The organism is Streptomyces coffeae (assembly GCF_016741875.1).
GTDB classification, from domain to species: domain Bacteria; phylum Actinomycetota; class Actinomycetes; order Streptomycetales; family Streptomycetaceae; genus Streptomyces; species Streptomyces coffeae.
This window is the reverse complement of record NZ_JAERRF010000002.1, coordinates 380,135-407,061: the sequence shown is the minus strand read 5'-3', so window position 1 is coordinate 407,061 and position 26,927 is coordinate 380,135. Positions and strand designations below refer to the sequence as shown.

Here is a 26,927-nt window from a genome sequence, read left to right as displayed (position 1 = left end):
GCCGCGTTCGGGGCGGCGCGGGGTGGCCCGGCACGACCCCGGTCGGTCCCTGGCCGGGCCGTGCGCCTTCCGGTGACGCGGGCCGGCTCACCGCGCGGCCCTCGGCCGCGAGCCCGGCCGGCGCGGGCCGGAGCTGTGCGCTCCGCGGGTGACCGGACCGTCCAGGTCCGGTACGCGGGGTTCCGGGCAGCACGGGCCGGTCCACCGCGCGCCCGGACCGTACGCACCTCCGCGCCGCGCGCCCGGGTCCCACGAACTCCCGCGCACACCTCCTCGCACCCCCCCCGCACAGGGGCCGCCGCCGGTGTCGCGGTGGGGCCGTGGAGATATCCACAGCCCTCCCGGTGACGTTCCGCGTCACATGAGAGGCTGTCCCGCACCCAGCCAACCCACCAGGACCGGCGATCCACGTGAGCTCCTCCTCCTCGTCCCTTCCGCGGCAGCGGCAGGGACGGCGGCCTTCCTCGCGGCCGCCGTCCGCGGGCAGGTACCGCCTGGTCCGTCACCGGCCGGATCCCGTTGCCCCGCCTGTCCTGGACGCACGGCAGCGCGCTGTGGTTCAGCATCCCGGCGGCCCTTTGCTCGTGCTCGCCGGACCGGGCACCGGCAAGACCACGACGCTCGTGGAGGCTGTCGCCCGCCGGACGCGGGACGGCGCGGACCCGGAGCGGATCCTCGTCCTCACTTTCAGCCGTAAGGCCGCCGTCGAGCTGCGCGACCGGATGGCCGCGCGCATGGGCGGTGCCACCGCTCCGCAGGCCACCACCTTCCACTCCTTCTGCTACGCCCTGGTCCGCGCCCATCAGGACGCCGATCTGTTCGCCGATCCGCTGCGGCTGCTCTCCGGACCCGAACAGGACGTCGCCGTCAGGGAGCTGCTCGCGGGCCAGGCCGAGCTGGCGCGCGAAGGGCGGGCGTTCGCCCGCTGGCCCGACGAGCTGCGCGCCTGCCTGACCACCCGGGGCTTCGCCGACGAGGTGCGCGCCGTGCTCGCCCGCAGCCGGGAGCTGGGTCTGGGGCCGCGCGCCCTGGGGGACTTCGCGGAGCGCACCGGTCGCCCCGACTGGGGCGCCGCGGCGGACTTCCTCGCCGAGTACCTGGACGTCCTGGACGCCCAGGGGGTGCTGGACTACGCGGAGCTGGTGCACCGCGCGGTGCTGCTGGCCGAACGGCCGGGCGTCGCGGCCGGGCTGGCCGCGCGCTACGACGCGGTGTTCGTCGACGAGTACCAGGACACCGACGCCGCCCAGGGGCGGCTGCTGCGCGCGCTCGCGGGCGTCCACGGAGGCGGGCGCACCGCGGCGTCCCGGGGCGGGCGCCGGATGGCGGTGGGGCGCACCCTGGTCGCCTTCGGCGACCCCGACCAGTCCATCTACGCGTTCCGGGGCGCCGATGTGGGCGGCATCCTCGGCTTCCCGGACGCCTTCCGGCGTTCCGACGGCAGACCCGCGGACGTGGCGGTGCTCACCACCTCCCGCCGCTCCGGCGCCGCGCTCCTCGAAGCCACCCGGCTGATCACCCGCCGGATGCCGCTCACCCGGCTGCCCGCCGAGGCGGTGCGCGCCCACCGCGAGCTGACCGCTACCCGCGACGGCGGCCGGGTCGAGGCGTTCACGTATCCCACCGCGGGCGCCGAGCTCGACAACGTGGCCGACATCCTGCGCCGCGCCCATCTCGAGGACGGTGTGCCCTGGAGCAAGATGGCCGTCCTGGTGCGCGCCGGGGGGCGCTCGATCCCCGGGGTGCGCCGCGCGCTCACCTCCGCCGGGGTCCCGGTCGAGGTGGACGGCGACGACATCCCGTTGCGCCACGAACCCGCGGTGGCCCCGCTGCTGACGGCGCTGCGGGCCGCCGCCACGGCCGCGCTGCCGGACGCGGGCGGACTCACCGCGGCCCTCGACGTGGAGACCGCCCTCACCCTGCTGGCCTCGCCGCTCGGCGGGATGGACGCGGCGGACCTCCGCCGTCTGGGCCGGGCGCTGCGCGAGGAGGAGCGGGCGGCGGGCAAGGCCGTACCGCGCCCCTCGGACATCCTGCTGGCCGAGGCGCTCGCCGAGCCCGAGCGGCTGGCCGTCCACGACCCGGCGTACGCCCGCGGCGCCCAGCAGCTCGGGCGGCTGCTGCACACCGCGCGGGAGACGCTGGCCCGGGGCGGCACCGCCGAGGAGGCACTGTGGCGGTTGTGGGACGGCACCTCCTGGCCCGGACGGCTCGAGCGCGCCGCCCAGCGCGGCGGGGCCGCCGGGCGGAACGCTGACCGCGATCTGGACGCGGTGTGCGCGCTGTTCGAGACCGCCGCGCGTGCGGAGGAGCGCACCGGCGGCCGTGGCGCGCTCAACTTCCTGGAAGAGATCGACGCCCAGGACATCGCCGCCGACACCCTTTCGCGTCGGATGGCCCGCCCCGACGCCGTACGGCTGATGACCGCCCATCGCTCCAAGGGCCTGGAATGGCGGCTGGTGGTCGTGGCGGGCGTGCAGGAGGGGCTGTGGCCCGATCTGCGGCGCCGCGGCTCGCTCCTGGAGGCGGACCGGATCGGCCGCGACGGGCTGGCCGAGCCGCTGCCGCCCGGCGCGCTGCTGGCCGAGGAGCGGCGGCTGTTCTACGTGGCGGCCACCCGTGCCCGGGACCGGCTGGTGGTCACCGCCGTCAAGGCCGCCTCCGACGACGGCGACCAGCCCTCCCGCTTCCTGGCCGAGCTGGGCGTCACCCCCGTGGACATCACCCAGCGCCCGCGCCGTCCGCTGGCGGTGGCCGCGCTCGTCGCCGAGCTGCGCGCCGTCACCGTCGACCCGGACGCCTCCGAGGCGCTGCGGGACGCCGCCGCGCGGCGGCTGGCCCGGCTGGCGGCGATGCGCGACGAGGAGGGCCAGCCGCTGGTCCCGGCGGCCCACCCCTACGGCTGGTGGGGGCTGTACGAGCCGACCCACAGCGAGGCCCCGCTGCGCGACCGCGACCGTCCCGTGGCACTGTCCGGCAGCGCGCTGGACCAACTCGTCAACACCTGCTCGCTCCAGTGGTTCCTGGGGCGCGAGGTCAAGGCGGACGCCCCCTCGACCGCCGCCCAGGGCTTCGGCAATGTCGTCCATGTCCTGGCCGATGAGGTGGCCTCCGGCCGCACCCCGGCCGATCTCGCCGTCCTGATGGAGCGGCTGGACTCGGTCTGGGACGCGCTGTCCTTCGACGCCCCCTGGAAGTCACGGCAGGAGAAGGAGAACGCGCGGGCCGCCCTGGAGCGCTTCCTGCGCTGGCATGTGATGGAGCGCGGCGGCCGGGCGCCGGTCGCCTCGGAGCACAGGTTCGACGTGACCCTGGAGGCGGACGCCTACCAGGTGCGCATCCGCGGCAGCATGGACCGCGTCGAGGCGGACACCGAGGGCCGGGCGTACGTCGTCGACTTCAAAACCGGCAAACAGGCCGTGACGCGCGGCGCGGTCGAACGCCACCCCCAGCTGGCGGTCTATCAGCTGGCGGTGCGCGAGGGCGCCGTCGACGGCCTGTTCGGCGGCGACCGTCCGGAGCCGGGCGGCGCGGAGCTGGTGCAGCTCCGTCAGGGCGCGGCGAAGAAGGACGGCGGTGAGAGCGTCCCCAAGGTCCAGGGGCAGGAGCCGCCGGACGGGGAGTGGGTGGGCGATCTGCTCGCCACGGCGGCCGGGCGGGTCCTGGACGAGCGGTTCGCCCCGAGTGCGGGGGACCACTGCACCCGCTGTGCCTTCCGCGCCTCGTGCAGCGCCCGCGCGGAGGGCCGTCACGTGGTGGACTGAGCGCCCTCCCCGGCCCCCGGGCGCGCGCTGTCCGCGGTGTCGGTGCTTGGACCCTTCCGTGACGGACACTCCACTCCCGTACCGTCATGTCCGTTTCCGTCCCGGCTTGTTCAGGGCCGTCCCGGGTTGGCGTCCGGCTGTCGGAGGGGACCGATAGCCTCACTGGAGTGTCAGCCCGCATCACCGATCCCGAGGAGCTCAAGGAGCTGCTCGGGATCCCGTTCACCCCGGAGCAGACGGCCTGCATCACCGCGCCGCCCGCCCCGCAGGTGATCGTTGCCGGAGCGGGCTCCGGCAAGACCACGGTGATGGCCGCGCGGGTGGTCTGGCTGGTGGGCACCGGACAGGTCGCGCCGGAGCGGGTGCTCGGCCTCACCTTCACCAACAAGGCCGCGGGCGAGCTGGCGGAGCGCGTGCGCACCGCGCTCGTCAAGGCGGGCGTGGTCGACCTCGACCCGGACCCGGCCGCCGTCGACGAGGCCGCGGGCGAGCCCGCCATCTCCACGTACCACGCCTTCGCCGGACAGCTCCTCAAGGAGCACGGGCTGCGCATCGGGCTGGAGCCGACCGCCCGGCTGCTCGCCGACGCCACCCGCTTCCAGCTCGCCGCGCGGGTGCTGCGTTCCGCCCCCGGTCCGTACCCGGCGCTCACCCGCCCGTTCGCCGACCTGGTCACCGATCTGCTCGCGCTCGACGCCGAGCTGGCCGAACACCTCGTCCCCGCCGAGCGGCTGCGCGCCCACGACACCGAGTTGCTGCGGACCCTGGACGGGGTGCGGCTGACCAACGAGGCCCTGCGCAAGGTGCCCGAAACCGCGCGCGCCCGGCTGGAGCTGCTGGGCCTGGTCGAGGCGTACCGCGCGGAGAAGGGCCGCCGCGATCTGCTGGACTTCGGCGACCAGATCGCCCACTCGGCCACCCTCGCCCGCACCCGTGCGGAGGTCGGCCGGATCCTGCGCGAGAGTTACGCGGTGGTGCTGCTCGACGAGTACCAGGACACCTCGGTCGCCCAGCGGCTGCTGCTCTCCGGGCTCTTCGGCGGCGGCACCGGCCATCCGGTCACCGCCGTCGGCGACCCCTGTCAGGCCATCTACGGCTGGCGCGGTGCCTCGGTGGCCAACCTCGACGACTTCCCCCGGCACTTCCCGCACGCCGACGGCCGCCCGGCCCGCCGGTTCGCGCTCAGCGAGAACCGGCGCAGCGGCGGCCGGCTGCTGGACCTCGCCAATGGGCTCGCGGCGCCCCTGCGGGCGATGCACGAGGGCGTGGAGGCGCTGCGCCCCGCCCCCGGGGCCGAGCGGGACGGCGTGGTGCGCTGCGCCCTGCTGCCCACCCACGCCGAGGAGCTGCGCTGGCTCGCCGACTCGCTTGCCCATCTGGTGCGCACCGGTACCCCGCCCGGTGAGATCGCGGTGCTCTGCCGTACGGCGGGGGACTTCGCCGAGATCCAGGGCGCGTTGGTGGAGCGGGACATCCCGGTGGAGGTCGTGGGGCTGTCCGGGCTGCTGCATCTGCCGGAGATCGCCGATCTGGTGGCCGTCTGCGAGGTCCTCCAGGACCCGGGCGCCAACGCGGCCCTGGTCCGGCTGCTCACCGGTCCGCGCTGGCGGATCGGCCCCCGCGATCTGGCGCTGCTGGGGCGGCGGGCCCGTGCGCTGGTCGCCTCCGGCGTCCGGGGCGGCGCGGAGGACGACCCGGATCGCAGGCTCGCCGAGGCCGTCGAAGGCGTCGACCCCGCCGAGGTGATCTCGCTCGCCGACGCCCTCGACACCTTCCTGGAGCCCGGCTTCCCGGAATCCGGCGGCGAAGGGGAAGGACCGGACGGCGGACTGCCCTTCTCGGCCGAGGCCCGGGTCCGCTTCGCCCGCCTGGCCGCCGAACTCCGCGATCTGCGCCGCTCGCTGGGCGATCCGCTGATGGACGTCCTCCACCGGGTGCTGACGGCCACCGGACTGGAGGTCGAGCTGTCCGCCTCGCCGCACGCCCTGGCCGCCCGCCGCCGCGAGACGCTGGGCAACTTCCTGGACATCGCCGCCTCCTTCGCCGGGCGCCAGGGCGAGACCCCGGTGGAGGGCGAGGCCACCCTCCAGGGCTTCCTGGCCTTCCTGCGGACGGCCGCGCAGTACGAGAAGGGGCTCGACAACTCCCTCCCCGGTGGCGAGAACACCGTCAAGGTGCTCACCGCGCACAAGTCCAAGGGGCTGGAGTGGGACGTGGTGGCCGTGCCGGGCCTGGTCACCAAGCACTTCCCGAGCGAGCAGGCGCGCGAGTCCTGGACCTCCGCCGCGAAGGTCCTGCCGCATGAGCTGCGCGGCGACGCGGCCACCCTGCCGGACGTCATGGACTGGGACAGCAAGGGGCTGGCCGCCTTCAAGGAGGCCATGAGGGAGCATCAGCGGACCGAGGAGTTGCGGCTCGGCTATGTGACCTTCACGCGGCCCCGCTCCCTGCTGCTCGGCTCGGGGCACTGGTGGGGCCCGAGCCAGAAGCGGCCGCGCGGTCCGTCCGCCTTCCTGGAGGCGCTGCGCGAGCACTGCGAATCCGGCCACGGCGAGGTGGAGGCGTGGGCCACGGAGCCGGAGGAGGGCGCGGAGAACCCGGCCCTGAAGGAGGCCACGGCCGACCGCGCGTGGCCGCTTCCGCTCGACCCCGGCGCCCTGGACCGCCGCCGCCGCGCGGCGGACATCGTCCTCGGCCACCTGACGCGGATGGAGGCGGCGGCGGAGGAGCCGGATCCCGGGGAGGGCGCGGAGGACCCGGCCGAGGACCCCGGGTTCTGGCCCGAGCCGCCGCCGGAGGACGCGTACGAGGAGGAGGCGTACGGCGACCCGTACGAGGACGCCGGGGACGCCTCGGGTCCGTACGCCGAGGCGCCCGAGGACGTCGTGGAGGCCGGTGCGTACGACGAGGCCGGTGCGTACGCCGAGGCGCCCGGTGAGCCGTACGACCACGACACGTCCCCGGATCCGTACGCCGGTCCGTACGCCGAGGCGAGCCCGCCCCCCGCGCCCGCCCCGGAGCCGGAGGGCCAGGCCCTGCCGCCCGAGGAGGCACGGCTGATCGCCTCCTGGGACCGCGATCTCGACGCGCTCGCCGGGGAGCTGCGCCGGGCCCGTACGACCGTGCGCGAGGTGGCCGTACCGCTGTCGCTGAGCGCCTCCCAGCTGCTGCGGCTGGCCGCGGACCCGGACGGCTTCGCGCGGGAGCTGGCCCGCCCCATGCCGCGGCCGCCCCAGCCCGCCGCGCGCCGCGGCACCCGCTTCCACGCGTGGGTCGAGTCCCGCTTCGAGGAGCTGCCGCTGCCCTTCCTCGGCCCGGACGAGCTGCCGGGATCCGACGACGACCTGACCGAGGCGCAGGACGGGTCCGGGATCGTGGACGAACGGGACCTGGCCGAGCTCAAGGAGGCGTTCGCGCGCACGCCGTACGCCCGGCGCACCCCGCACCGCGTCGAGGTGCCGTTCCAGCTGACCCTGGCGGGCCGGACCGTCCGCGGCCGGATCGACGCGGTGTACCGCGAGCCCGCGCGGGGCGGCGGATACGAGATCGTCGACTGGAAGACCGGCCGTTCCCGCGACGCCGATCCGCTCCAGCTCGCGATCTACCGGCTGGCCTGGGCCGAGCAGCACGGGCTTCCGCTGTCGGCGGTCTCGGCGGCGTTCCTGTACGTGCGTAGTGGCGAGGTGGTGCGCCCGGCCGCCCTGCCCGGGCGGGCGGAGCTGGAACGGATCCTGCTGGGCGAGACCGACGACCCGGCCGGGGCCGACGACCCCGGCGGGCGCGGTGGCCCGGCCGAGGGCGTGATCGAAAACGACAGCGTCGGCGCCCGTTCCGTGACGGAGAGCGAGCACACGTGAGCGGCCCGGAGGCCGCGCGGTTTTCGTCCCGATGGGGCCGATAGGCTCATGGCCATGAGCGACACTCCGGACACGGACAACGCGGTCCGCGCCTTTGTGGATGGTCATGGCCCAGCCTTCCTCGACGATCTCTCCGAGTGGCTGCGCATACCGTCCGTCTCGGCCGACCCCGCCCACGCCGATGACGTCCGCCGCAGCGCCCAGTGGCTCGTGGCGCACCTGACCGCGACGGGCTTTCCGGTGGCCGAGATCTGGGAGACCCCCGGCGCCCCCGCGGTGTTCGCCCAGTGGCCGTCCGGCGATCCCGACGCACCCACCGTGCTCGTCTACGGTCATCACGACGTCCAGCCCGCGGCCCGTGCGGATGGCTGGCGTACCGACCCCTTCGACCCCGTCATCGCGGACGGCAGGCTGCACGCCCGGGGCGCCGCCGATGACAAGGGGCAGGTGCTGTTCCACACCCTGGGGGTCCGCGCCCATCTGGCGGCGACCGACCGCGGCGCACCCGCCGTCAACCTCAAGCTGCTGATCGAGGGCGAGGAGGAGTCCGGCTCCCCGCACTTCCCCGAGCTGATCCAGGACCGTGCCGACCGGCTCGCCTGCGACACCGTGATCGTCTCCGACACCGGGATGTGGTCCGAGGACACCCCGACCGTCTGCACCGGTATGCGGGGGCTCACCGACTGCCAGATCGATCTCCACGGCCCCGACCAGGACATCCACTCCGGCTCCTTCGGCGGCGCGGTGCCCAACCCGGCCACCGAGGCCGCCCGGCTGGCCGCCGCCCTGCACGACGCGGACCGCCGGGTGGCGATCCCCGGCTTCTACGACGGTGTCGTGGAGCTGACCGACCGCGAGCGCGAACTCTTCGCCGAGCTGCCCTTCGACGAGGCCGCCTGGCTGCGCACCGCGCATTCGCACGGCGCGCTGGGCGAGGCCGGATACTCCACCCTGGAGCGGATCTGGGCCCGTCCGACCGCCGAGGTCAACGGAATCGCCGGGGGCTACCAGGGCCCTGGCGGCAAGACCATCGTGCCGTCCACCGCGCAACTGAAGCTGTCGTTCCGGCTGGTGGCCGGGCAGGACGGGGAGAAGGTCCAGGCGGCCGTGCGGGACTGGGTCGCGGCCCGGCTCCCGGCCGGGATCCGCCATGAGATCACCTTCTGGGGAGCCACCCGCCCCTGTCTGACCCCGCTGGACCACCCCGCACTCCAGTCGGTCGTCCGCGCCATGGGGCGGGCCTTCGGGCAGAAGGTCCGCTTCACCCGCGAGGGCGGCTCCGGGCCCGCCGCCGACCTCCAGGACGTCCTGAGGGCGCCGGTGCTCTTCCTGGGCATCTCGGTGCCGTCCGATGGCTGGCACGCGCCGAACGAGAAGGTCGAGCTGGACCTGTTGATGAAGGGCGCCGAGACCGCCGCGTACCTCTGGGGCGATCTCGCGGAGAATGGACGGGCATAGCTCGCCGATGTTTGGAAACCACCCGTTGCGCAGGGGGAGTTGGAAGCAGCCGTGACCACCTGGACCGACCGTACCGCCATCCGGCCGATCGCGCTCAGCGCCGCGAGCGGGATCGACCGCGCGGCGCATCACCGCCTGGACGAGGCGTGGCTGGCCGCGGCGTGGAGTCACCCGACGACGCGGGTCTTCGTGGTCTCCGGTGGCCAGGCGCTGGTCGACGACACCCCGGACGGCCGCACCGAGCTGGTCATGACGCCGGCCTTCGAGGCCCCGCCGACCGAGACGCACCGCTACTTCCTGGGTGTCGACGAGGACGGGGTGCGCTACTTCGCGCTCCAGAAGGACTCGCTGCCGGGGCGTATGGACCAGTCGGCACGGCCCGCGGGGCTGCGCGAGGCGGGCGCGCTGCTGTCCGAGCGGGACGCGGGACTGCTGGTGCACGCCGTGGCGCTGGAGAACTGGCAGCGGCTGCACCGCTTCTGCTCACGCTGCGGTGAGCGCACGGTGATCGCGGCGGCGGGCCATATCCGCCGCTGCCCGGCGTGCGGCGCCGAGCACTATCCGCGCACCGACCCGGCCGTGATCATGCTGGTGACGGACGAGCTGGACCGGGCGCTGTTGGGCCGCCAGGTGCACTGGCCCGAGGGGCGCTTCTCGACGCTGGCCGGGTTCGTGGAGCCGGGCGAGTCGATCGAGCAGGCGGTGGTCCGCGAGGTGGCGGAGGAGGTGGGGGTCCGGGTCGGCGACGTGGAGTACCTGGCCAGCCAGCCGTGGCCGTTCCCCTCCAGCCTGATGCTGGGCTTCATGGCGCGGGCGACGTCCTCCCGGATCCGGGTGGACGGAGAGGAGATCCACGAGGCGCGCTGGTTCTCCCGGGACGATCTGCGGACCGCGATCGAGAGCGGAGAGGTGCTGCCCCCGTCCGGGATCTCGATCGCGGCCCGGCTGATCGAGCTCTGGTACGGCGAGCCGCTGCCGCGGGGCCCGCGGGGCTGACCCCGGCGTCCCCGGGCCTATCCGGCCCGGGGCACGGGGATGGGCTCGTCGAGGTCCGGGATCAGGCCCCGACCTTCGCCTTGACCTGGGCGAGCGAGGGGTTGGTGAGTGTCGAGCCGTCCGGGAAGAGGACGGTGGGCACGGTCTGGTTGCCGCCGTTCGCCTTCTCGACGAAGGCCGCCGACTCCGGGTCCTGCTCGATGTTGATCTCGGTGTACGTGATGCCCTCGCGGTCCATCTGGCCCTTCAGGCGGCGGCAGTAGCCGCACCAGGTGGTGCTGTACATCGTCACAGTGCCGGACATCGGTTTCGCTCTCCTCGACGGTCGGTGGGGTGGGCATGGAGAGAACGTTCGACATCCTCGGGTCATTCCCGTGGACTCCTGGGATTCCTGGGGCCCCCGGGGATTCCCCCGGGATAAGCCCCGGGGTAAGGGCTGGGATAAGTACGACCGCGGCCCCACAGCTGTGGACAACCGGCACGGGGGCCTCAGGGGAACTGGCAGCATGGCGGGGTGACAGCAGCAACGTCCTCCACTCTCTTCCCGCAGGGCCCCACGCCGAGCGCCTACGCGGCCACACCGCGTGATGCCGACGCGGTGCTCGAGGGGCTCGACCCCGAGCAGCGCGAGGTGGCGACGGCCCTGCACGGCGCGGTGTGCGTGCTGGCCGGGGCCGGCACCGGCAAGACCCGGGCGATCACCCACCGGATCGCCTATGGCGTCCGGGCGGGCATCCTCCAGCCCGCCAGTGTGCTCGCCGTCACCTTCACCAACCGGGCGGCGGGGGAGATGCGCGGCCGGCTGCGCCAGCTCGGCGCGGGTGGGGTGCAGGCGCGCACCTTCCACTCCGCGGCCCTGCGCCAGCTCCAGTACTTCTGGCCCAAGGCGGTGGGCGGTGAGGTGCCGCGGCTGCTCGAGCGCAAGGTGCAGTTGGTCGCCGAGGCCGCCGCGCGCTGCCGGGTCCGGCTGGACCGCAATGAGCTGCGGGATGTGACCGGCGAGATCGAATGGTCCAAGGTCACCCAGACGGTGCCCGAGGACTATCCGGCCACGGCCGCCAAGTCCGGCCGGGAGGCCCCGCGCGATCCCGCCGAGATCGCCCGGATCTACGCCGCCTATGAGCAGTTGAAGCGCGACCGCAGTGTGATCGACTTCGAGGATGTGCTGCTGCTCACGGTCGGGGTGCTCCAGGAGCGGTCGGACATCGCCGATCAGGTGCGCCGTCAGTACCAGCACTTCGTGGTCGACGAGTACCAGGACGTCAGCCCCTTGCAGCAGCGGCTGCTCGAGCTGTGGCTCGGCGACCGCCAGAGCCTGTGCGTGGTCGGCGACGCCAGCCAGACCATCTACTCCTTCACCGGCGCCTCCCCGGACCATCTGCTGAACTTCCGCACCCGCCACCCCGGTGCCACCGTGGTCAAGCTGGTCCGTGACTACCGCTCCACCCCGCAGGTGGTCCACCTGGCCAATGGGCTGCTCACCCAGGCCCGCGGGCGGGCGGCCGAGCACCGGCTGGAGCTGGTCTCCCAGCGCGACCCCGGCCCCGAGCCGGTCTATGCCGCCCATGCGGACGAGCCCGCCGAGGCCGAGGCCACCGCCCGCCGGATCCGTGAGCTGATGAAGCCGGTGGCGGAGGGTGGCGGTGGGGTCCCGGCGAGCGAGATCGCGGTGCTCTACCGGGTCAACGCCCAGTCCGAGCTGTATGAGCAGGCGCTGGCCGATGCCCAGGTGCCCTACCAGATGCGCGGCGCCGAGCGGTTCTTCGAGCGGCCCGAGGTGCGCGAGGCCGGGCTGCTGCTGCGCGGCGCCGCCCGGGCCGGAAGCGCCGACCCGGCGCTCACCGACGAGGATGTGCCGTCCCAGGTGCGCGCGGTGCTGGGCACTCGAGGCTGGAGCCCGGAGCCCCCGGCGGGCTCCGGCGCGGTGCGCGACCGCTGGGAGTCGCTGGCCGCCCTGGTCCGGCTCGCCGAGGACTTCGTCCGGGCCAGGCCCGGGGCCACACTGGCCGATCTGGTGGCGGAGCTGGACGAGCGGGCCGCCGCCCAGCACGCGCCCACGGTCGAGGGTGTGACTCTCGCCTCACTTCATGCCGCCAAGGGCCTGGAGTGGGACGCCGTGTTCCTGGTCGGTCTCACCGAAGGCATGATGCCGATCACCTACGCCAAGACCGATGAGCAGATCGAGGAGGAGCGCCGGCTCCTCTATGTGGGCGTCACCCGGGCCCGCCGCCATCTGAGCCTGTCCTGGGCGCTCTCCCGCACTCCGGGAGGCCGCGCCTCCCGCCGCCCCACCCGCTTCCTGAACGGACTGCGGCCGGGCTCCGGAGCCGCCTCCGGGCGGCTGCCGGGTGGAGGCGGCGGAGTCGAGCGCGGCGCGGGCAGCGCGGCCGTCGGCGGTGCGGCGCGCCGCCGTCGTGGCCCGGTGCACTGCCGGGTCTGCGGCCGCACCCTCACCGACGCGGGCGAGATGAAGCTGATGCGCTGCGAGGGCTGCCCCTGTGAGCTGGACGAGGCGCTCTACGAGCGGCTGCGCGACTGGCGGGCCGAGCAGGCCGGGCTGCTGGGGCAGCCGGCCTATTGCGTCTTCACCGACAAGACACTGCTCGCGATTGCCGAGGCGGTTCCGGGAACCGAATCGGAGCTCTCCGGCATCTCTGGTGTCGGAAGACGGAAGCTCGACAGGTTCGGCGCCGATGTTCTCGCGCTGTGCGCGGGCCAGGAACTCCCCTTGGCACGCGACGGCGAGGGGGATGACGGGGCCGTGGGGAACCCAACCGGGTGACCCACCGCGGAACTCGACGGAAAAATAGTTTGCGCGCGCGGAGCAGGTACCCATAGCCTTCCGAGCACGGAGACAACGGCCCTTCCGGGAACCGAGGAATCCGTGTTGTACTGAACAAGCCCGGACTGGTCCAGACCGGTCCCTGAGACGCCGAGAGGAGGCGGAGACCAATGATCAGCTTCATGAACACCATCAAAATGACCGATCGCTCGGTCGTCGCCACCTGCCTGCTCGGCTCCGCCCTGCCTGGCACCGGTCTGTCCGGAGCCAAGGCCGCGCGTCTCAGTGAGCGACCGATCGAGGCACCTGCGGTAGCGGCAGCGGCAGCGGCGAATGCCTATGCCATTGCGGCCGAAGCAGCCAATGGTGCCGGATCCCGGACGAAGCAGCAGCACCAGCAGCACAAGAAGTGGGCCCTCCGCAGGCTCGAACCCTGGAGTTATCCAGCCTGATCCAGGATCAGGTCGGCACCTTCCAGGGCCGCGGAACCCACACCGGGATCCGCGGCCCTTTTGATTTGCCAGAGCCCGGCCACCAGCCGGACGAAGAGACGAGGAACACACCACCGTGCAACTCAACGCGCACGCCCCGTCCGCAGCCACCGACCTGAACCGCCCGCCTGACTCTCCGGAGGACTCCTTGACCCCGCTCAGCGCCCTCACCGAACTCGATGAGGCCATCGAGAACCTGGGTGTCGCCGTACCGTGCCGCTCCTACGACCCGGAGGTCTTCTTCGCCGAGTCCCCGGCCGACGTCGAGTACGCGAAGTCCCTGTGCCAGACCTGTCCGCTGCGTGAGGCCTGCCTCGCCGGGGCGAAAGACCGCCGTGAGCCCTGGGGCGTCTGGGGCGGCGAGCTCTTCGTCCAGGGCGTAGTGGTAGCCCGCAAGCGGCCGCGTGGCCGTCCGCGTAAGAACCCGGTCACAGCATGAGCACCATCGGCACCATCGATCGCCCAGCGACGCACGACCCCAAGAATCAGGTCCCGACGATGACCCCACCGGTCTCCGAAACCCCCGCACCCCGTACTTCGGGCGCGCCTGAGTCGCGCCAGACAAGGAACCGAGAGATGCAACTCATCCCAGAAGCCCTGGCTCGTGCGCATATGCACGAGCGGCTGCACGAGGCCGAGTCCGAACGCAGGGCCCTCCGCCTCGTCGCCGCCCGCCGGATGCAGCGCAAGGCCGAGCGTGCCTCGCTCCGTGCCCGCCGTGCTCTGGCCATGGCGGTCATGCACTGAGGAACGCAACGCAGTGAAACACCAGGGGCCGGTCCGATCGGACCGGCCCCTCGGCTTTTCCCCCCCCCGGACGGGGGTGAGAGGGCGCGCTTGCCCGCCGCGCCGGGGCGGCGGAGTTATCGTCACCGGGTGGACCAGAAGACATCGGAACCGGTGCGATCGGACACCATGACTCTCGTCTGCGCCCACTGCGGCGCTCATGCCGACGGTACGCCGCCGACCTGGACCTGCTCCGTCGAGAACGGCGCCCGCCGCTACTTCTGCGACGACTGTGCCCGCGCCAATCTCAGAGCGATCGAAGGACGGCTCGACTCCCCCTGGTGGTGACGGCGCGGGCCCGGAGTCTCAGGCCGAGGTCTCCGCGGCCTCGGTCTCCGCCGCCGTCTCGCTCTCGGCTTCGGCCTCCACCGCGTCCTCGGCCGCACCTTCGGCCACCTCCTCGGCCGTCCCCTCAGCCACGTCCTCGGCCGCGTCGTCCTCCGGGTCGGTGGCGAAGCCGGGTACCCATGCCTCCAGTTCATCCCGCATCCGCACGGTGGCGCCCAGCTGGCAGAGCACCCCGATCGTGCTCAGCGTGACCCGGTGGATGAGCAGATAGGACGGCGGCAGATTGAGCTGATTGCCCAGCTCGTAGACGGGCGAACGGCGGTCGGCCACCCGCGCCGCCTGGCCGCGTATCCACTTCCGGTCGAAGAGGAAGCTGTCGGCCTGCGCCGGTTCGAGCATCGGCAGCAGGAACTCCAGCAGATCGTCCGGGTCGACATCGATGGTGGGCTTGAAGAACCCCTCCTCGCGCATCAGCGCATAGACGGCCTTGGCGTCACCCTCCAGCGCCATGCGCAGGGCGACACCGATGGGAGTGGGCAGCCCCTCCGGCAGCCGGTTCACCGAGCCGAAGTCCAGCACCCCCAGCTTCCACTGCTCCGGCGGCCCATCCGGGGTGTCACCGGGCAGTAGCCGGAAGTTGCCCGGATGCGGATCGGCGTGCAGCAGCCCGGTACGGGACGCCCCCGAGAACAGGAAGCGCGCCAGCAACTGCCCGGCGCGGTCCCGCTGCTCGGGCTCGCCCTCGGATATCACCTCGGAGAGCGGTATCCCCTCCATCCACTCGGTGATCAGCACCTGGTTGCACTGGTGCACCACCTCGGGCACCACGATCTCCGAGTCCTCCGTGTACTCGGCGGCATGGGCCCGCTGGGACTCGGCCTCCAGCTCGTAGTCCAGCTCCTCGGCCACCCGGTCCCGCAACTCCGCGATCAGCGGCTTGAGGTCGAGCCCCGGCACCAGAGGCCCCAGCACCCGGGCGAACCGGCTCAGTTGGTTGAGGTCCGACAGCAGCGCCTCGCCCGCCCCCGGGTACTGCACCTTGACCGCCACCGCACGCCCGTCGTGCCAGACCGCGCGGTGCACCTGGCCGATCGAGGCCGCCGCCGAGGGCTTGTCCTCGAACTCCTGGAACAGCTCCCGCCAGTCCGCCCCCAGCCGCTCCGACAGCTGGGCGTGGATGGTGTGTGTGGGCATGGGCGGCGCCGCGTCCTGGAGCTTGGTCAGGGCCGCCCGGTACGGCCTGGCGATCTCCTCGGGAAGCGCCGATTCGAAGACCGACATCGCCTGCCCCAGCTTCATGGCTCCGCCCTTGAGCTCGCCGAGCACCTTGAACATCTGCTCGGCGGTTCGCTGCTGGACCTCACGCGCGACCCGCTCCGCCGGTCGCCCCCCTATTCGCTTCCCGAGCCCCCATGTGGCGCGCCCCGCGAATCCCAAAGGCAGCGCCGCGAGTTTGGCGGTTCGGGTGATCGCCTTACGCGGCAGATCGGACATGCGCCCCTCCAACTACAGCTGAGCCATTCCGGGGGAGGCCCCCCGGACCCCCGTCGCCCACTCGTGGACGTCGGTCACCCGGACATTGTCGCGTGCGGTGCCTCTGTGGCCGAGACATATTCCGCATCCTGCCGTGCGGCCGCTCCGCACGCGCACCCGGGTTGCGCTTCGACCGCCCGCAGCTCCCCGGTGAGCGAGGGCAGCGCCAACTCCCAGCGGGCGCCCGCGACCGGGGAGGCCCGCCCGTCGAGGAACGCCAGCGCCTGCGCCGCCGCGACCCCGGCGACCATCACGGCCAGCGCCGTGTCACAGGCAGGCGCGGACCGGCGGCGGCCGGACCGCCACTGCGCGAGCATCCGGGGCCAGGCGGGCTCCCGCTCCGCGCGGCCCACCGCGAGACATCCCGCACATGAGGTGGAACCCGGCACCACGAGCGGCCCCACCACCCCCGTGGCCTCGAGCACCCCGGCATACAGATGCGGGATGCCCGCCGCCGACAGCGGCTCGGCGGGTGCCGGGTCCGGGGCGTAGGCGGCGAGGCCGTCCCGCGGGGCGATCACCACCAGCGCCAGCCCCGGTTCACTCGACGGGACCGGGGCCCCCGCCGGACGCCGCGGCCTGGGCCCCGGCGCACAGCGCCGCACCAGACGCCGGGCGGCCACCTCCCGCCGCTCTCCGATCTGCTCGGCCGACAGTCCGCCGGGTGCCACGTCCCACGGCTCGACACAGCCGTCGTCCACCACGTCGACCAGCCCGACGCCCGAGGCGGACAGCCCGGCCGCGACCGCCGCACCCACCCGCCCCGCACCCCTCACCTGCACCCGGGTGGCACGCCGCGCCGCGAGCAGCCGAGCCGCCGCCCCCGGCTGCCGGTGCAGCACCGACAGCGCTGCCGCGTCCGGCCGCAGCCGGTCCAGGGTCGCGGCCGGCTCCCCGCCGTCCCTCGGCTCGTCCAGCAGACCGGCCGCCGTCAGCCGCTCCACCAGTGCGTCGGCCCGCCCTTCCGGCAGCCCGAGGATCTGGGCCTCCTGCCGCAACAGGGGCAACCCCCGGGTGCCGTCGAGCAGATCAAGAAAACTGCCCGTCGCGGTGTCCAGCGGGCCCAGCACCACCGCATGGGCCCGCGCCACCCCGAACTGCACCGTGTCCCGGCTCCGCCAGCCGCGCCGCAGCGCGGGCTTGAGCATCGGATGTGCGCAACGCATGGTCGTCCCCCCGTCGGTCCGTCGTTCCCCGCCGAGGGCCGTGCGTGCCGGTGCGCGGCCCTCGGACTGCCCCCAGCATGCGACCGGTGCCACCCTCCACGCCCAGCGTTGTCCACAGGCGGCGGCAATAGTCGTACAAGCCGTGCACACGCTGGAGTGGTTCGTTCCGCCACCGGGTGAGGACCGGGTGAGGGGTGGGACTTCCCCGCACGCCAGCGGGTAACGTCGGGGCGTGCCCGCCGACCCTTCCCCTCGCTTCGCTGGGGAGCCCCCCGCGTACAGCGCCGCCGGAGCCCCGCGCACCGCCCCGAGCCCGCAGGACCGCGGCTCGGGCGCGAGCGCGGTCGAGGTCCGCCGGAGCACCCGGCGGCGCAGGACGGTCTCCGCGTACCGCGAGGGTGACCGCACCGTAGTCCTCATCCCCGCCCGGATGTCGGAGGCGGAGGAGCGGCGCTGGGTGACGGTGATGCTCGACAAGCTGGCGGCGCAGGAGAGCAAGAGGATGCTGGGCGACGCCGAGCTGGCAGCCCGCGCCGAGTGGCTGTCCGAGCAGTACCTCGACGGCCGGGCCCGGCCCGCCACCGTCCGCTGGGTCACCAACCAGAACACCCGGTGGGGTTCGTGCACTCCGGCCGAGGGCAGCATCCGGCTCTCCCACCGGCTCCAGGGCATGCCCGAGTACGTCGTGGACTACGTCCTCCTCCACGAACTGGCCCATCTTCTGGTGCCCGGTCACGGTCCGCGCTTCTGGCGGCTGCTGGAGTCCTATCCGCGGACCGAGCGGGCGCGCGGCTATCTCGAGGGCGTGGTGGCCGCCGGACGGCTGCCGCATCTGTCCGGATCGGGCAACGAACGCACCTGAATCCGGCAACAGTCCGCGCCGGAGACCGGCAGCGAGCCGGACCCGAAACCGGGAATGATCAGCACAAAGGAACCGGACCTCGCCTCCCCGGCGTGGCTCATAGTCGGCGGCAGCGGCTAGCCTGGCGCGCAATGCACTCACCGGTTTCGGGATGGGGGACGGTCGTTACGTATGGCCAGGGAATTCCAGCGCGGCCACAAGGCCAAGATCAGTGATCTGACGGCCGGGAGGGATCTGTACATCGGTGTGCAGGTCGCCGGGCCCGGCCTGACGTTCGACATCAGCTGCTTCGGCCTCGACGCGGACGAGCGGCTGTCGGACGACCGCTACTTCATCTTCTTCAACCAGCCCAAATCTCCTGAAGAAGCGATACAGCAACTCGGTGCCCAGGCTGGTGACACCGAGTCGTTCCGCGTCACCCTCGACTCCATCCCGTCCTCCATCCACAAGCTCTCCTTCACCGCGACCCTCGACGGCGCGGGCCAGATGTCGCAGATCGGATCCGGCTACATCCGGATCGTGGCGGGCGGCGAGGAGGTGGCCCGGTACGCCTTCTCCGGCGCCGAGTTCAGCACCGAGCGGGCGGTGATGCTGGGCGACTTCTACCTGAAGGACGTCTGGCGGTTCGCCGCCGTCGGCCAGGGCTTCGACGGCGGACTCGAGGCGCTGCTCAAGAACTTCGGCGGGCAGGTCGCCGAAGAGGAGCCCGCACCCGCGCCCGCCCAGGGCGGCGCGCCCGGTTTCGCGCCTCCCGGCCAGGCGGCCGCGGCCCCGGGCTTTTCGCCCCCGGCCGGTGGCCCGTCCGCCGCGCAGCAGCCGCAGCCCGCCCCCGCGTTCGGCGCACCCCAGGGAACGCCCTCCCAGGGAACGCCACCCCAGGCGACGCCCCCGCAGCCGGCGTCCCAGGCGCCGCCGCAGCACACTTCTCCGCAGCCCGCGCCCGCGGCACAGCACACCCCGCCGCAGCCCGCGCCCGGTTCGCCGCAGATGCACGGGGCGCCCACCATCGCCGCGCCGATCGCGCCCCCCGGCCAGGTGCCGCCGCCCGGCCAGACACCGCCTCCGGGCCAGGTGCCCCCGCCGGGTCCGCCGGGACAGTTCCCCGGCCAGCAGCCGCAGTTCGGCGGCCAGCCGCCCGGCCAGGCACCGCCCGCGCCCGCCCCGTACGGCCAGCCTCCCGCGCAGCCGTACCCCGGCCAGCCGGGCCCGGGCCAGCCCGCCCCGTACGGCCAGCCGCAGGGCGCTCCCCAGGGCGTTCCACAGGGCCAGGGCCAGGGCGGCGCTCCGGGTGTACAGGCTGCGCTCGCCCAGTACCGCGAGGCGCCCACCGGGCAGCGCTGGACCCCGCAGAACCCGCGGCTGATGCGGGTCGACCTCGGCGTCGGCGGTCAGCCGGTGCTGGCCCGTCAGGGCACCATGGTGCTCTACCAGGGCAAGGTCGACTTCAGCTACAAGGGCGCCGGGTTCCGCGGCCGGATCGTCGGCAACGCGACCGGCCAGGAGATGCAGCTGATGCGCTGCACCGGCCAGGGGCAGGTCTTCCTCGCCGAGAACGCGGCCGAGCTCCACCCGATCGAGCTTCAGGGCGACGCGATCTGTGTCTCCGCCGAGAGCGTGCTCGCCTTCGACGAGTCGCTCCAGCACGAGGTCCGCCGGATCGAGGGCCACGGCATTCCCGGTGGTGCGTTGTTCACCATGCAGTTCCAGGGCACCGGCACCGTCATCGTGAAGACCGAGGGCACCCCGGTCGTCCTCCCGGTCACCCCGACGACGTTCGCCGACAGCAACGCCATCGTGGCGTGGTCCGCGGGTTCGCAGGTGATCATCTCCAGCCAGGTGCGGCTGCGTCGGGCCGCCTACCCCGGCCACAGCGGGGAGACCGTGAACCTCCAATTCCGCGGTGCGCCCGGGAACTTCATCGTCGTCCAGCCCTACGAGGTCTGAAGGCAACCGTCATGGACCAGCAACTGATCACGGGCTACGCCCCCGCGCCGGTCGCCGCCCGTATGGAGAACCACGGCGCCAGCATGCTCAAGGTCGCCATGCAGAGCGGCCAGGACCTCTTCGCCCGCACCGGCTCGATGGTGGCCTACGAGGGCTTCGTCCAGTACGAGCCGAACCCGCCCGCCGTGCGCCAGATGGCCTCCCAGTGGCTGACCGGCGAGGGCGCCCCGCTCATGCGGTGCAGCGGTGACGGACTGCTCTACCTCGCCGACTACGGGGCCAATGTCGTCTGCATCAACCTCAACGGCGACTCGCTCTCGGTCAACGGCACCAATCTGCTCGCCTTCGACGCCCATCTCCAGTGGGGTGTCGAACGGGTCAAGGGCATCGCCAAGTTCGCCGGGCAGGGCCTGTTCAACGTGGGCGTCTCCGGCACCGGCTGGGTCGCCCTGACCTCCCGCGGCACACCCATCGTTGTCGACTGCGGACGCGGCGAGGACGAGACCTATGTGGACCCGGACGCGCTCGTCGCCTGGTCGACCGGTCTCAAGGTCAAGGGGAAGCGCAGCTTCAAGGCGTCCTCCCTGATCGGCCGGGGCAGCGGCGAGGCATACCAGCTCGGCTTCTCCGGACAGGGCTTCGTCGTCGTCCAGCCCAGTGAGGACAGCACCGACCGGCTCCGGGCACGGGGCTGAGGGGGAGAGAGACACTATGCAGAGCCCGCTCTTCGCCTTCACCGAGGCCCAGACCCAGGACCGCTACGCGCTCCAGAACCCGCAGCTGCTGCGGGTCGCCCTGAGTGGCCATGAGGATGTGCTCGCCCGTAAGGGCAGCATGGTCGCCTACCAGGGGCTGATCGAGTTCGACGGCGAGTACCAGACGCCGGGACAGCGGCGTTCCCGCGCCGTCGGTGAGGGCCTGGACCTGATGCGCTGCTCCGGGCAGGGCACGGTCTACCTCGCCAACCTCGCCCAGTACGTCCATGTGGTGGACGTGGAGGGCGAGGGGCTGACCGTCGACAGCGCCTATGTCCTCGCGCTGGACTCCACCCTGCACTGGGAGACGATCGCGGTCGACAGCCAGTACGGGATCTCCGGCTCCGGCAAGTACAACCTCAACATCTCCGGACGGGGCAAGGTCGCGCTGATGACCTCCGGCCAGCCGCTGATGCTCCAGGTCACGCCGGACAAGTACGTCAACGTCGATGCGGACGCCATCGTCGCCTGGTCCAGTTCGCTGCGCGTCCAGATGCAGGCGCAGACGCACTCTTCGGGTGTGTGGCGGCGGCGCGGCAACACGGGGGAGGGCTGGGAGCTCAGCTTCCTCGGCCAGGGTTACGCCCTCGTCCAGCCCAGCGAGCTGCTGCCGCCGCAGAACGCGGTGGTCGGCGGCGGTGTGGCCGCCCAGTTCGGGATGGGCCAGCAGGGCGCCCGGGGACAGAACCAGGGCAACATCTTCGGCAACTGACGGCGGTCACCGACCACACGCGGCCGCGGACCTCCCGGGTCCGCGGCCGCTTTGTCGCGTCGCCGCCTTTGTCTCGTAGGCCGTCGTCGTACGCCTGGTGGTCAGACCAGCACGCGGGCGCGGTCCACCAGCCGGCGCACCGACTCGTCGGCCACGTCCGCCACCTCGTCGTAGCCGAACCAGCGCAGATCCAGCGACTCATCGCTGATCGCCGCCGTGGCGCCCGGCGGGGCCAGTGCCGCGTACTGCACGTCCAGATGCCAGGCGCACGGGGTGTGATGCCGGTCCAGCCGCACCGGCCCGCCCGGCAGCAGTGTCAGCCCGGCGATCCCGGACTCCTCCGTGGCCTCGCGCAGCGCCGCGTCCGCCAGGGTGGCGTCCCGCGGTTCGCAATGGCCGCCCATTTGCAGCCACATCCGCAACTTCCGGTGCAGGGTGAGGAGTACGCGCTCGCGGGGCGGGTCGATCACCAGGGTGCTCGCGGTGATGTGCCCGTCCCGGCACGCCTTCCACATACCGTCCGGATGGGCGGCCAGATGATCGCCGTAGGCCAGCCGCAGCCGCTCCTGGGCGGCGTCCGGCGCGGACCACGCTTCGAGGACCCGCGCCGCGTCCTTGTGGAGATTCAACGGCCGCTGTCGTCCCGTCGCTCGTCCGGGCCCTCCTGAGGGCCCTCGTCCGGACCACGGTCACCGCTCGCGCCGCCGGGCCGCTCGCCGCCGCCCGCCGCCTCGCCGAGCATCTTGTCCAGCTCGGAGAAGTCCAGCTGCTCGCGGTGGACGAAGCCGTCGGGGTCGTCGAGGTCCTGGGCGGTCGGCAGCATGTCGGGGTGCTCCCACAGCCCGTCGCGCCCCTCCATACCGCGGGCGTCGGTGAGCGAGGCCCACAGTCGGGAGGCGTCCCGCAGCCGGCGCGGGCGCAGCTCCAGACCGATCAGGGTGGCGAAGGTCTGCTCGGCCGGCCCGCCGCTCGCCCGGCGCCGCCGCAGCGTCTCGCGCAGCGCGTCGGCCGACGGCAGATGGGGTGCGGCGGCGGCGTGCACCACCGCGTCCACCCAGCCCTCCACGAGCGCCAGAGCCGTCTCCAGACGGGCCAGGGCGGCCTTCTGCTCGGGGGTGTCCTCCGGCTGGAACATGCCCTGCTGGAGCGCTTCCTGGAGCTGCTCGGGGTGGGTCGGGTCGAGCTGGCCGACCGCGTCCTCCAGCTTGGCGGTGTCGACCTTGATGCCGCGGGCGTAGCCCTCGACGGCACCGAACAGATGCGAGCGCAGCCACGGCACATGCGAGAACAGCCGCTGATGGGCGGCCTCGCGCAGGGCCAGGTAGAGCCGCACCTCCTCCTTGGGGACGCCGAGGCCGGAGCCGAGCGCCGCGATGTTCACCGGGAGGAGCGCGGCCTTGCCCGCCGGGCCCAGCGGCAGCCCGACATCGGTCGAGCCGACCACCTCACCGGCCAGCACACCCAGCGCCTGGCCGATCTGGGTGCCGAACATGGCGCCGCCCATGGAGCGCATCATCCCCAGCAGCGGGCCGGCCATGGCCTGCATCTCCTCGGGGAGCACATCGCCCATGGCGGCGCCGACCCGCTCGGCGACCGGATCGACGAGATCGCGCCAAACTGGAAGGGTCGCCTCGACCCACTCCGCGCGGCTCCACGCCACGGCGGTGCCGGAGCCCGAGGGCAGCGAGGTGACGCCGTCCAGCCACAGGTCGGCCAGCCGCACCGCCTCCTGCACCGCCTCGCGGTCGGCCGGGCCCACGCTCTCGTCCTTGGTGCCGTCGGCGGTGCCGCGGGCGACGGTCTGCCGCGCGATGTCCTTGGCCATGTCCCAGTTCACCGGGCCGCCCTCGTAGGAGAGCATCTGCCCGAGCTGCTGGAAGGCGGCGCCCAGGTCATTGGGGTTCAGCGAGCCGAACATCGCGGCGAACGGATTCTCCGCGCCGCCCGTGCCGCCGCCGAACCCGAAGGGATTCGCGGGGCCCTGATCGCCGCCCTGGCCGCCCTTCTTCTTGCCGTCGTCGCCGTCCTCCGGCTCCTCCGGCGGAAGGCCGAATCCGAATGGGGTGTCACTCACGGGTTTCCTCGGCTCGTTGGGCCACCGGCCCCGGGCCGGCGGCGGATGCCCGACATCACCACCCAGCCTAGACACCTCGCCGGTTTACGGGCTCGGTGCTTCGCTGATCGCCGCCCTGCGGCAGGATGGACGTCACCTGGTACGTACGCGTGACCGCGCTGCGTACTGAAGACAACCGCTGGAGACGCCCGGTGAGTTCCCCAGACCGAGAAGTTCGCGCTGCGCGAAACGATACGGCCCGTACCGCACGACGCCCCGTCGTGGCGGTCACCGGAGCCGCGTCGGGACCCGGCGCCCTGCTCACGCAGCGGCTCACGGAGTCCGACGAGATCAAGCAGGTGCTCGCCATCGACGAGCGCCGCGGAGAGGTGAGCGAGGCGCACTGGCATGTGCTGGACGTCCGTGATCCGGCCATCGCCGACAAGCTGCGCGGCGCGGATGTCGTGGTCCACCTCGCGGTCGATCTCGATCTGGGCACCGACCCCGCCGCCCGCACCGCGTACAACGTGCGGGGCACCCAGACCGTGCTGACGGCCGCCGCGGCCGCCGGGGTGCACCGGGTGGTGCTGTGCACCTCCGCGATGGTCTACGGGGCCCTGGCCGACAACGACGTACCGCTGGCCGAGGACGCGGAACTGCGCGCCACCGCCGAGGCCACCGGCGTCGGCGACCTGCTGGAGATCGAACGGCTCGGGGAGCGCGCGCCCCGGGCGCACCCGGGGTTGAACGTCACGGTGGTGCGCCCCGCGATCCTGGTCGGCGGCACGGACACGGCGCTCACCCGCTACTTCGAGTCGCCACGGCTGCTGGTGGTCGCCGGATCCCGTCCGACCTGGCAGTTCTGCCATGTGGAGGACCTGGTCAGCGCGCTGGAGTACGCCGCCCTGGAGAAGGTCGAGGGCGAGCTCGCGGTCGGCTGCGACGGCTGGCTGGAGCAGGAGGAGGTCGAGGAGCTGTCCGGCATCCGGCGCATGGAGCTGCCGTCGGCGGTCGCCCTGGGCGCCGCCTCCCGGCTGCACCGGCTGGGCCTGACCCCGTCCCCGGCCGGTGATCTCGCGTACACCATGCACCCCTGGGCGGTCAGCGGCAGCAGGCTGCACGCGGCGGGCTGGCGGCCGCGGTGGACCAACGAGGAGGTCCTCGCCGAGCTGCTGGAGGAGGTCGCCGGACGCCATACGGTCGCCGGGCGGCGGCTGGGCCGCAAGGACGCCACGACGCTCGGCGCCGCGGGCGCGACGGTGGCCCTGGTGGGTACCGCCGCGATCGTGCGCCGCGCCCGCAAGGCGCGCCGCCGGGCCTGACCGGAAGCCCATCGGCGAGCCCGGCGAGCCCGGCGAGCCCGACGAGCCCAGAGGGTGTCTTCGGAAATCGCTTTCCGCCATCCGGTATTCCGCGACGACGGGACGGTGCGGCACGATGGACGGCATGGCACCTACGTACGATCACCCCGGCGCATGCGCGGCCGCCGACCCCATCCGCCTGCTCGCCGTCCGTGACACCCCGCTGTCGGTGGACGAGGTGTTCGGAGCCGTCGGCGACGCCGCGGCGGGCGGCACGGCCCTCTTCGTGGGCACCGTGCGCAATCACGACGGAGGTGCGGAGGTCGGTGCCCTGGGCTACTCCGCCCATCCGACCGCCGAGGCCGAGCTGCGCCGCGTGGCCGAGAAGGTCGTGGCCGACTTCCCGGTGCGCGCGCTGGCCGCCGTGCACCGGGTCGGCGATCTCGTGATCGGTGATCTGGCCGTGGTCGTGGCCGTCTCCTGCCCCCATCGCGCGGAGGCGTTCGCCGCCTGCCGCCGTCTGATCGACGACCTCAAGAGCGAGGTCCCGATCTGGAAGCACCAGACCTTCGCGGATGGCACCGAGGAGTGGGTCGGGGCCGAGTGACCCCACGGACCCGGACGCGGTGACGCGGGGGTGTCCCGGCGGGGCATGAGGGGCGCATGAGCGGGCACACGCGCTTCTGATGCGCGATGGACACGGAAGGGTGTACTCCACTTGCGTAACCCCCACCCTGCCCTGAGCGTTGACGGAGCGGAGGATTAATCTGCTCATCTGTCAGTCGCGGTTCCGGTCGCGGGTCTTACGAGGGGACGGGAGGCCGCTGTGGGCGTACTGCTCTGGCTGCTCATTCCGGTACTCGCGGCGATAGTCGCGGCGATATACGCCGGCATAGCCGCTCGCGCCGCGAAGCGGACAAGCGGGGGAGACGTCGAAGAACTGGCCGGGTACGCGAGATTCCGCGAAGCCATGGAGCGGCAGCATTCCCCTTCGGACGCCGCCTGAAGCCGCACTCGTACGGACGGCCCCAGGGGTGGACTGACACACGCGTCCCGTACTGTCGTTCCATGCCACGCCGCACCGCGACGATGCTCGCCTCCCTCCTGATGCTGATCGCGCTGATGTGCACCGGTCTGCTGCTCCCGGTGCCCTACGCGGAGATGTCACCGGGACCCACGTACAACACCCTGGGGGAGCACAAAGGCGAGTGCGTGTTGCAGATCTCCGGCCACAAGGGCTGTGAGACCACCGGCGGTCACCTCAATATGACCACCGTCCGCGTGACCGGCTCCGAGTACAAGATGAACCTCGTGGAGGCGGTGTACGGCTGGCTGGCCCACGACGACGTGGTGGTCCCGCACGACACCCTCTACCCGGACGACAAGACGCCGGACGAGGTGAACCAGCAGAACGCCGAGGAGTTCACCGAGTCCCAGGAGGCCGCCAAGGTCGCCGCCCTCAGGGCACTGAAGAAGCCCGTCTCCTCGCAGGTGATCGTCGGTACTGTCGGCAAGGGCAGCCCCTCCCAGGGCAGGCTGCACGCGGGCGATGTGATCAAGTCGGTGGACGGCACCGCGGTGCGCGGCCCCGAGGACATCGCCAAGCTGGTCACCAAGCACAAGCCCGGTCAGAAGGTCGTCTTCTCGGTGATCCCGGCCAAGGCGGCCGCCGCGGCGGAGAAGCGCGGCGAGAAGCCCTCCGGTGAGAAGCGCGTCACCGTGACCACCACGAAGGCCAAGGGCGGCCGGGCCATCGTGGGCATCACGGCCGGGAACGACTACACCTTCCCGTTCCGGATCGACATCAAGCTGGCCGACGTGGGCGGGCCGAGCGCGGGTCTGATGTTCGCGCTGGGCATCGTGGACCGGCTCTCGTCCGGCGATCTGACCGGCGGCAAGTTCATCGCGGGCACCGGCACCATCACCGAGAAGGGCGTGGTCGGCCCCATCGGCGGGATCCAGATGAAGACCATCGGCGCCCGCGAGGCCGGAGCGCGCTACTTCCTCACGCCCAAGGAGAACTGCGCGACCGCGGCCAAGGACGTCCCCAGCGGTCTGCGGCTGGTGAAGGTGCACACCATCGATGACGCGCAGAAGGCCCTCAAGAAGATCCGCCAGGGCGACACCGACGGTCTGCCGGCGTGCACGACGAGCTGAACGGCGGCGGACCGGGCCGGAG

Annotated in this window: 22 protein-coding genes; 17 read left to right on the top strand and 5 right to left on the bottom strand. The window is 72.9% G+C overall.

What is annotated here, in order from left to right; genetic code table 11:
• Positions 1-410: 410 nt before the first annotated feature.
• From JK363_RS04085 to nudC, 4 genes are all read left to right on the top strand, one after another.
• Positions 411-3,764 (top strand): ATP-dependent helicase, encoded by a 3,354-nt coding sequence (locus tag JK363_RS04085; protein WP_201871453.1) that lies wholly within the window; start codon positions 411-413, stop codon positions 3,762-3,764.
• Positions 3,765-3,931: 167 nt separating this feature from the next.
• Entirely contained in the window at positions 3,932-7,621 is a 3,690-nt protein-coding gene (locus JK363_RS04080) for an ATP-dependent helicase (RefSeq protein WP_201871449.1), read from the top strand.
• Between the two features lie 54 nt (positions 7,622-7,675).
• Complete coding sequence (locus JK363_RS04075; RefSeq protein WP_201871447.1) at positions 7,676-9,079, top strand: dipeptidase; 1,404 nt, start codon at positions 7,676-7,678, stop codon at positions 9,077-9,079.
• 51 nt (positions 9,080-9,130) lie between these two features.
• A complete protein-coding gene (gene nudC / locus JK363_RS04070) occupies positions 9,131-10,075 on the top strand; it encodes an NAD(+) diphosphatase (RefSeq protein ID WP_201871445.1) in 945 nt (314 codons plus the stop codon).
• Between the two features lie 61 nt (positions 10,076-10,136).
• On the opposite strand, the gene JK363_RS04065 is transcribed toward nudC, so the two are convergent.
• On the bottom strand, positions 10,137-10,379 hold the full coding sequence (locus tag JK363_RS04065; RefSeq protein ID WP_176180757.1) for a mycoredoxin: 243 nt from the start codon (positions 10,377-10,379) through the stop codon (positions 10,137-10,139).
• Between the two features lie 210 nt (positions 10,380-10,589).
• Between JK363_RS04065 and JK363_RS04060 the strand changes: the two genes are divergently transcribed.
• The 5 genes from JK363_RS04060 (at position 10,590) to JK363_RS04040 (ending at position 14,422) form a co-directional block, all read left to right on the top strand.
• Positions 10,590-12,857 (top strand): ATP-dependent DNA helicase UvrD2, encoded by a 2,268-nt coding sequence (locus tag JK363_RS04060; protein ID WP_307821596.1) that lies wholly within the window; start codon positions 10,590-10,592, stop codon positions 12,855-12,857.
• Between the two features lie 170 nt (positions 12,858-13,027).
• Positions 13,028-13,309, top strand: coding sequence for a hypothetical protein (locus tag JK363_RS04055; protein ID WP_201871442.1), 282 nt, complete (start codon positions 13,028-13,030; stop codon positions 13,307-13,309).
• 115 nt (positions 13,310-13,424) lie between these two features.
• Complete coding sequence (locus JK363_RS04050) at positions 13,425-13,787, top strand: WhiB family transcriptional regulator (protein ID WP_201871441.1); 363 nt, start codon at positions 13,425-13,427, stop codon at positions 13,785-13,787.
• Positions 13,784-14,095 carry a putative WhiB-interacting protein gene (locus tag JK363_RS04045; protein WP_201871440.1) on the top strand — a complete coding sequence of 104 codons (312 nt, stop codon included), beginning with the start codon at positions 13,784-13,786 and terminating at the stop codon, positions 14,093-14,095. The genes JK363_RS04050 and JK363_RS04045 overlap by 4 nt, the downstream gene beginning before the upstream one ends.
• Before the next feature lie 129 nt (positions 14,096-14,224).
• Entirely contained in the window at positions 14,225-14,422 is a 198-nt protein-coding gene (locus tag JK363_RS04040) for a hypothetical protein (protein ID WP_201871721.1), read from the top strand.
• Positions 14,423-14,440: 18 nt separating this feature from the next.
• Here JK363_RS04040 and JK363_RS04035 read toward each other — a convergent pair whose 3' ends face one another.
• Together JK363_RS04035 and JK363_RS04030 are read right to left on the bottom strand one after the other, a co-directional pair.
• Entirely contained in the window at positions 14,441-15,916 is a 1,476-nt protein-coding gene (locus JK363_RS04035) for an ABC1 kinase family protein (RefSeq protein ID WP_201871439.1), read from the bottom strand.
• Between the two features lie 74 nt (positions 15,917-15,990).
• Positions 15,991-17,121 carry a TOMM precursor leader peptide-binding protein gene (locus JK363_RS04030; RefSeq protein WP_236075532.1) on the bottom strand — a complete coding sequence of 377 codons (1,131 nt, stop codon included), beginning with the start codon at positions 17,119-17,121 and terminating at the stop codon, positions 15,991-15,993.
• A 232-nt stretch (positions 17,122-17,353) separates the two neighbouring features.
• Here JK363_RS04030 and JK363_RS04025 point away from each other — a divergent pair, with 232 nt between their 5' ends.
• The 4 genes from JK363_RS04025 (at position 17,354) to JK363_RS04010 (ending at position 21,394) form a co-directional block, all read left to right on the top strand.
• Positions 17,354-17,983 carry a M48 metallopeptidase family protein gene (locus tag JK363_RS04025; protein WP_201871432.1) on the top strand — a complete coding sequence of 210 codons (630 nt, stop codon included), beginning with the start codon at positions 17,354-17,356 and terminating at the stop codon, positions 17,981-17,983.
• Between the two features lie 171 nt (positions 17,984-18,154).
• A complete protein-coding gene (locus tag JK363_RS04020; protein WP_201871430.1) occupies positions 18,155-19,927 on the top strand; it encodes a TerD family protein in 1,773 nt (590 codons plus the stop codon).
• A gap of 11 nt (positions 19,928-19,938) precedes the next feature.
• Positions 19,939-20,622: an AIM24 family protein gene (locus JK363_RS04015; protein ID WP_201871427.1), complete on the top strand. Its 684-nt coding sequence runs from the start codon at positions 19,939-19,941 to the stop codon at positions 20,620-20,622.
• 16 nt (positions 20,623-20,638) lie between these two features.
• Positions 20,639-21,394 (top strand): AIM24 family protein, encoded by a 756-nt coding sequence (locus tag JK363_RS04010; RefSeq protein WP_201871426.1) that lies wholly within the window; start codon positions 20,639-20,641, stop codon positions 21,392-21,394.
• Between the two features lie 101 nt (positions 21,395-21,495).
• Here JK363_RS04010 and JK363_RS04005 read toward each other — a convergent pair whose 3' ends face one another.
• Positions 21,496-22,023 (bottom strand): NUDIX hydrolase, encoded by a 528-nt coding sequence (locus JK363_RS04005; RefSeq protein WP_201871424.1) that lies wholly within the window; start codon positions 22,021-22,023, stop codon positions 21,496-21,498.
• A complete protein-coding gene (locus tag JK363_RS04000) occupies positions 22,020-23,468 on the bottom strand; it encodes a zinc-dependent metalloprotease (protein WP_201871419.1) in 1,449 nt (482 codons plus the stop codon). Before JK363_RS04000 ends, JK363_RS04005 begins: the two co-directional genes overlap by 4 nt.
• Before the next feature lie 191 nt (positions 23,469-23,659).
• Here JK363_RS04000 and JK363_RS03995 point away from each other — a divergent pair, with 191 nt between their 5' ends.
• The 4 genes from JK363_RS03995 (at position 23,660) to JK363_RS03985 (ending at position 26,905) form a co-directional block, all read left to right on the top strand.
• A complete protein-coding gene (locus JK363_RS03995; protein WP_201871417.1) occupies positions 23,660-24,769 on the top strand; it encodes an SDR family oxidoreductase in 1,110 nt (369 codons plus the stop codon).
• Between the two features lie 124 nt (positions 24,770-24,893).
• The gene (locus tag JK363_RS03990) at positions 24,894-25,355 is read left to right on the top strand and encodes a molybdenum cofactor biosynthesis protein MoaE (RefSeq protein WP_201871415.1); all 462 of its coding nucleotides are present in this window, start codon (positions 24,894-24,896) and stop codon (positions 25,353-25,355) included.
• Positions 25,356-25,574: 219 nt separating this feature from the next.
• Entirely contained in the window at positions 25,575-25,754 is a 180-nt protein-coding gene (locus JK363_RS42105; protein ID WP_307821594.1) for a hypothetical protein, read from the top strand.
• A gap of 62 nt (positions 25,755-25,816) precedes the next feature.
• Positions 25,817-26,905, top strand: a complete 1,089-nt coding sequence (locus JK363_RS03985) for a YlbL family protein (protein ID WP_201871414.1) — start codon at positions 25,817-25,819, stop codon at positions 26,903-26,905.
• Positions 26,906-26,927 lie beyond the last annotated feature (22 nt).

Excerpts from the sequence above, each read along its gene's own strand:
- JK363_RS04035 (WP_201871439.1), bottom strand. The coding sequence starts at position 15,916 with ATGTCCGATCTGCCGCGTAAGGCGATCACCCGAACCGCCAAACTCGCG.
- JK363_RS04065 (WP_176180757.1), bottom strand. The coding sequence starts at position 10,379 with ATGTCCGGCACTGTGACGATGTACAGCACCACCTGGTGCGGCTACTGC.
- JK363_RS04015 (WP_201871427.1), top strand. The coding sequence starts at position 19,939 with ATGGACCAGCAACTGATCACGGGCTACGCCCCCGCGCCGGTCGCCGCC.
- JK363_RS03985 (WP_201871414.1), top strand. The coding sequence starts at position 25,817 with ATGCCACGCCGCACCGCGACGATGCTCGCCTCCCTCCTGATGCTGATC.
- JK363_RS03990 (WP_201871415.1), top strand. The coding sequence starts at position 24,894 with ATGGCACCTACGTACGATCACCCCGGCGCATGCGCGGCCGCCGACCCC.
- JK363_RS04010 (WP_201871426.1), top strand. The coding sequence starts at position 20,639 with ATGCAGAGCCCGCTCTTCGCCTTCACCGAGGCCCAGACCCAGGACCGC.
- JK363_RS04055 (WP_201871442.1), top strand. The coding sequence starts at position 13,028 with ATGATCAGCTTCATGAACACCATCAAAATGACCGATCGCTCGGTCGTC.
- JK363_RS04075 (WP_201871447.1), top strand. The coding sequence starts at position 7,676 with ATGAGCGACACTCCGGACACGGACAACGCGGTCCGCGCCTTTGTGGAT.
- JK363_RS04030 (WP_236075532.1), bottom strand. The coding sequence starts at position 17,121 with ATGCGTTGCGCACATCCGATGCTCAAGCCCGCGCTGCGGCGCGGCTGG.
- JK363_RS04020 (WP_201871430.1), top strand. The coding sequence starts at position 18,155 with ATGGCCAGGGAATTCCAGCGCGGCCACAAGGCCAAGATCAGTGATCTG.
- JK363_RS04045 (WP_201871440.1), top strand. The coding sequence starts at position 13,784 with ATGAGCACCATCGGCACCATCGATCGCCCAGCGACGCACGACCCCAAG.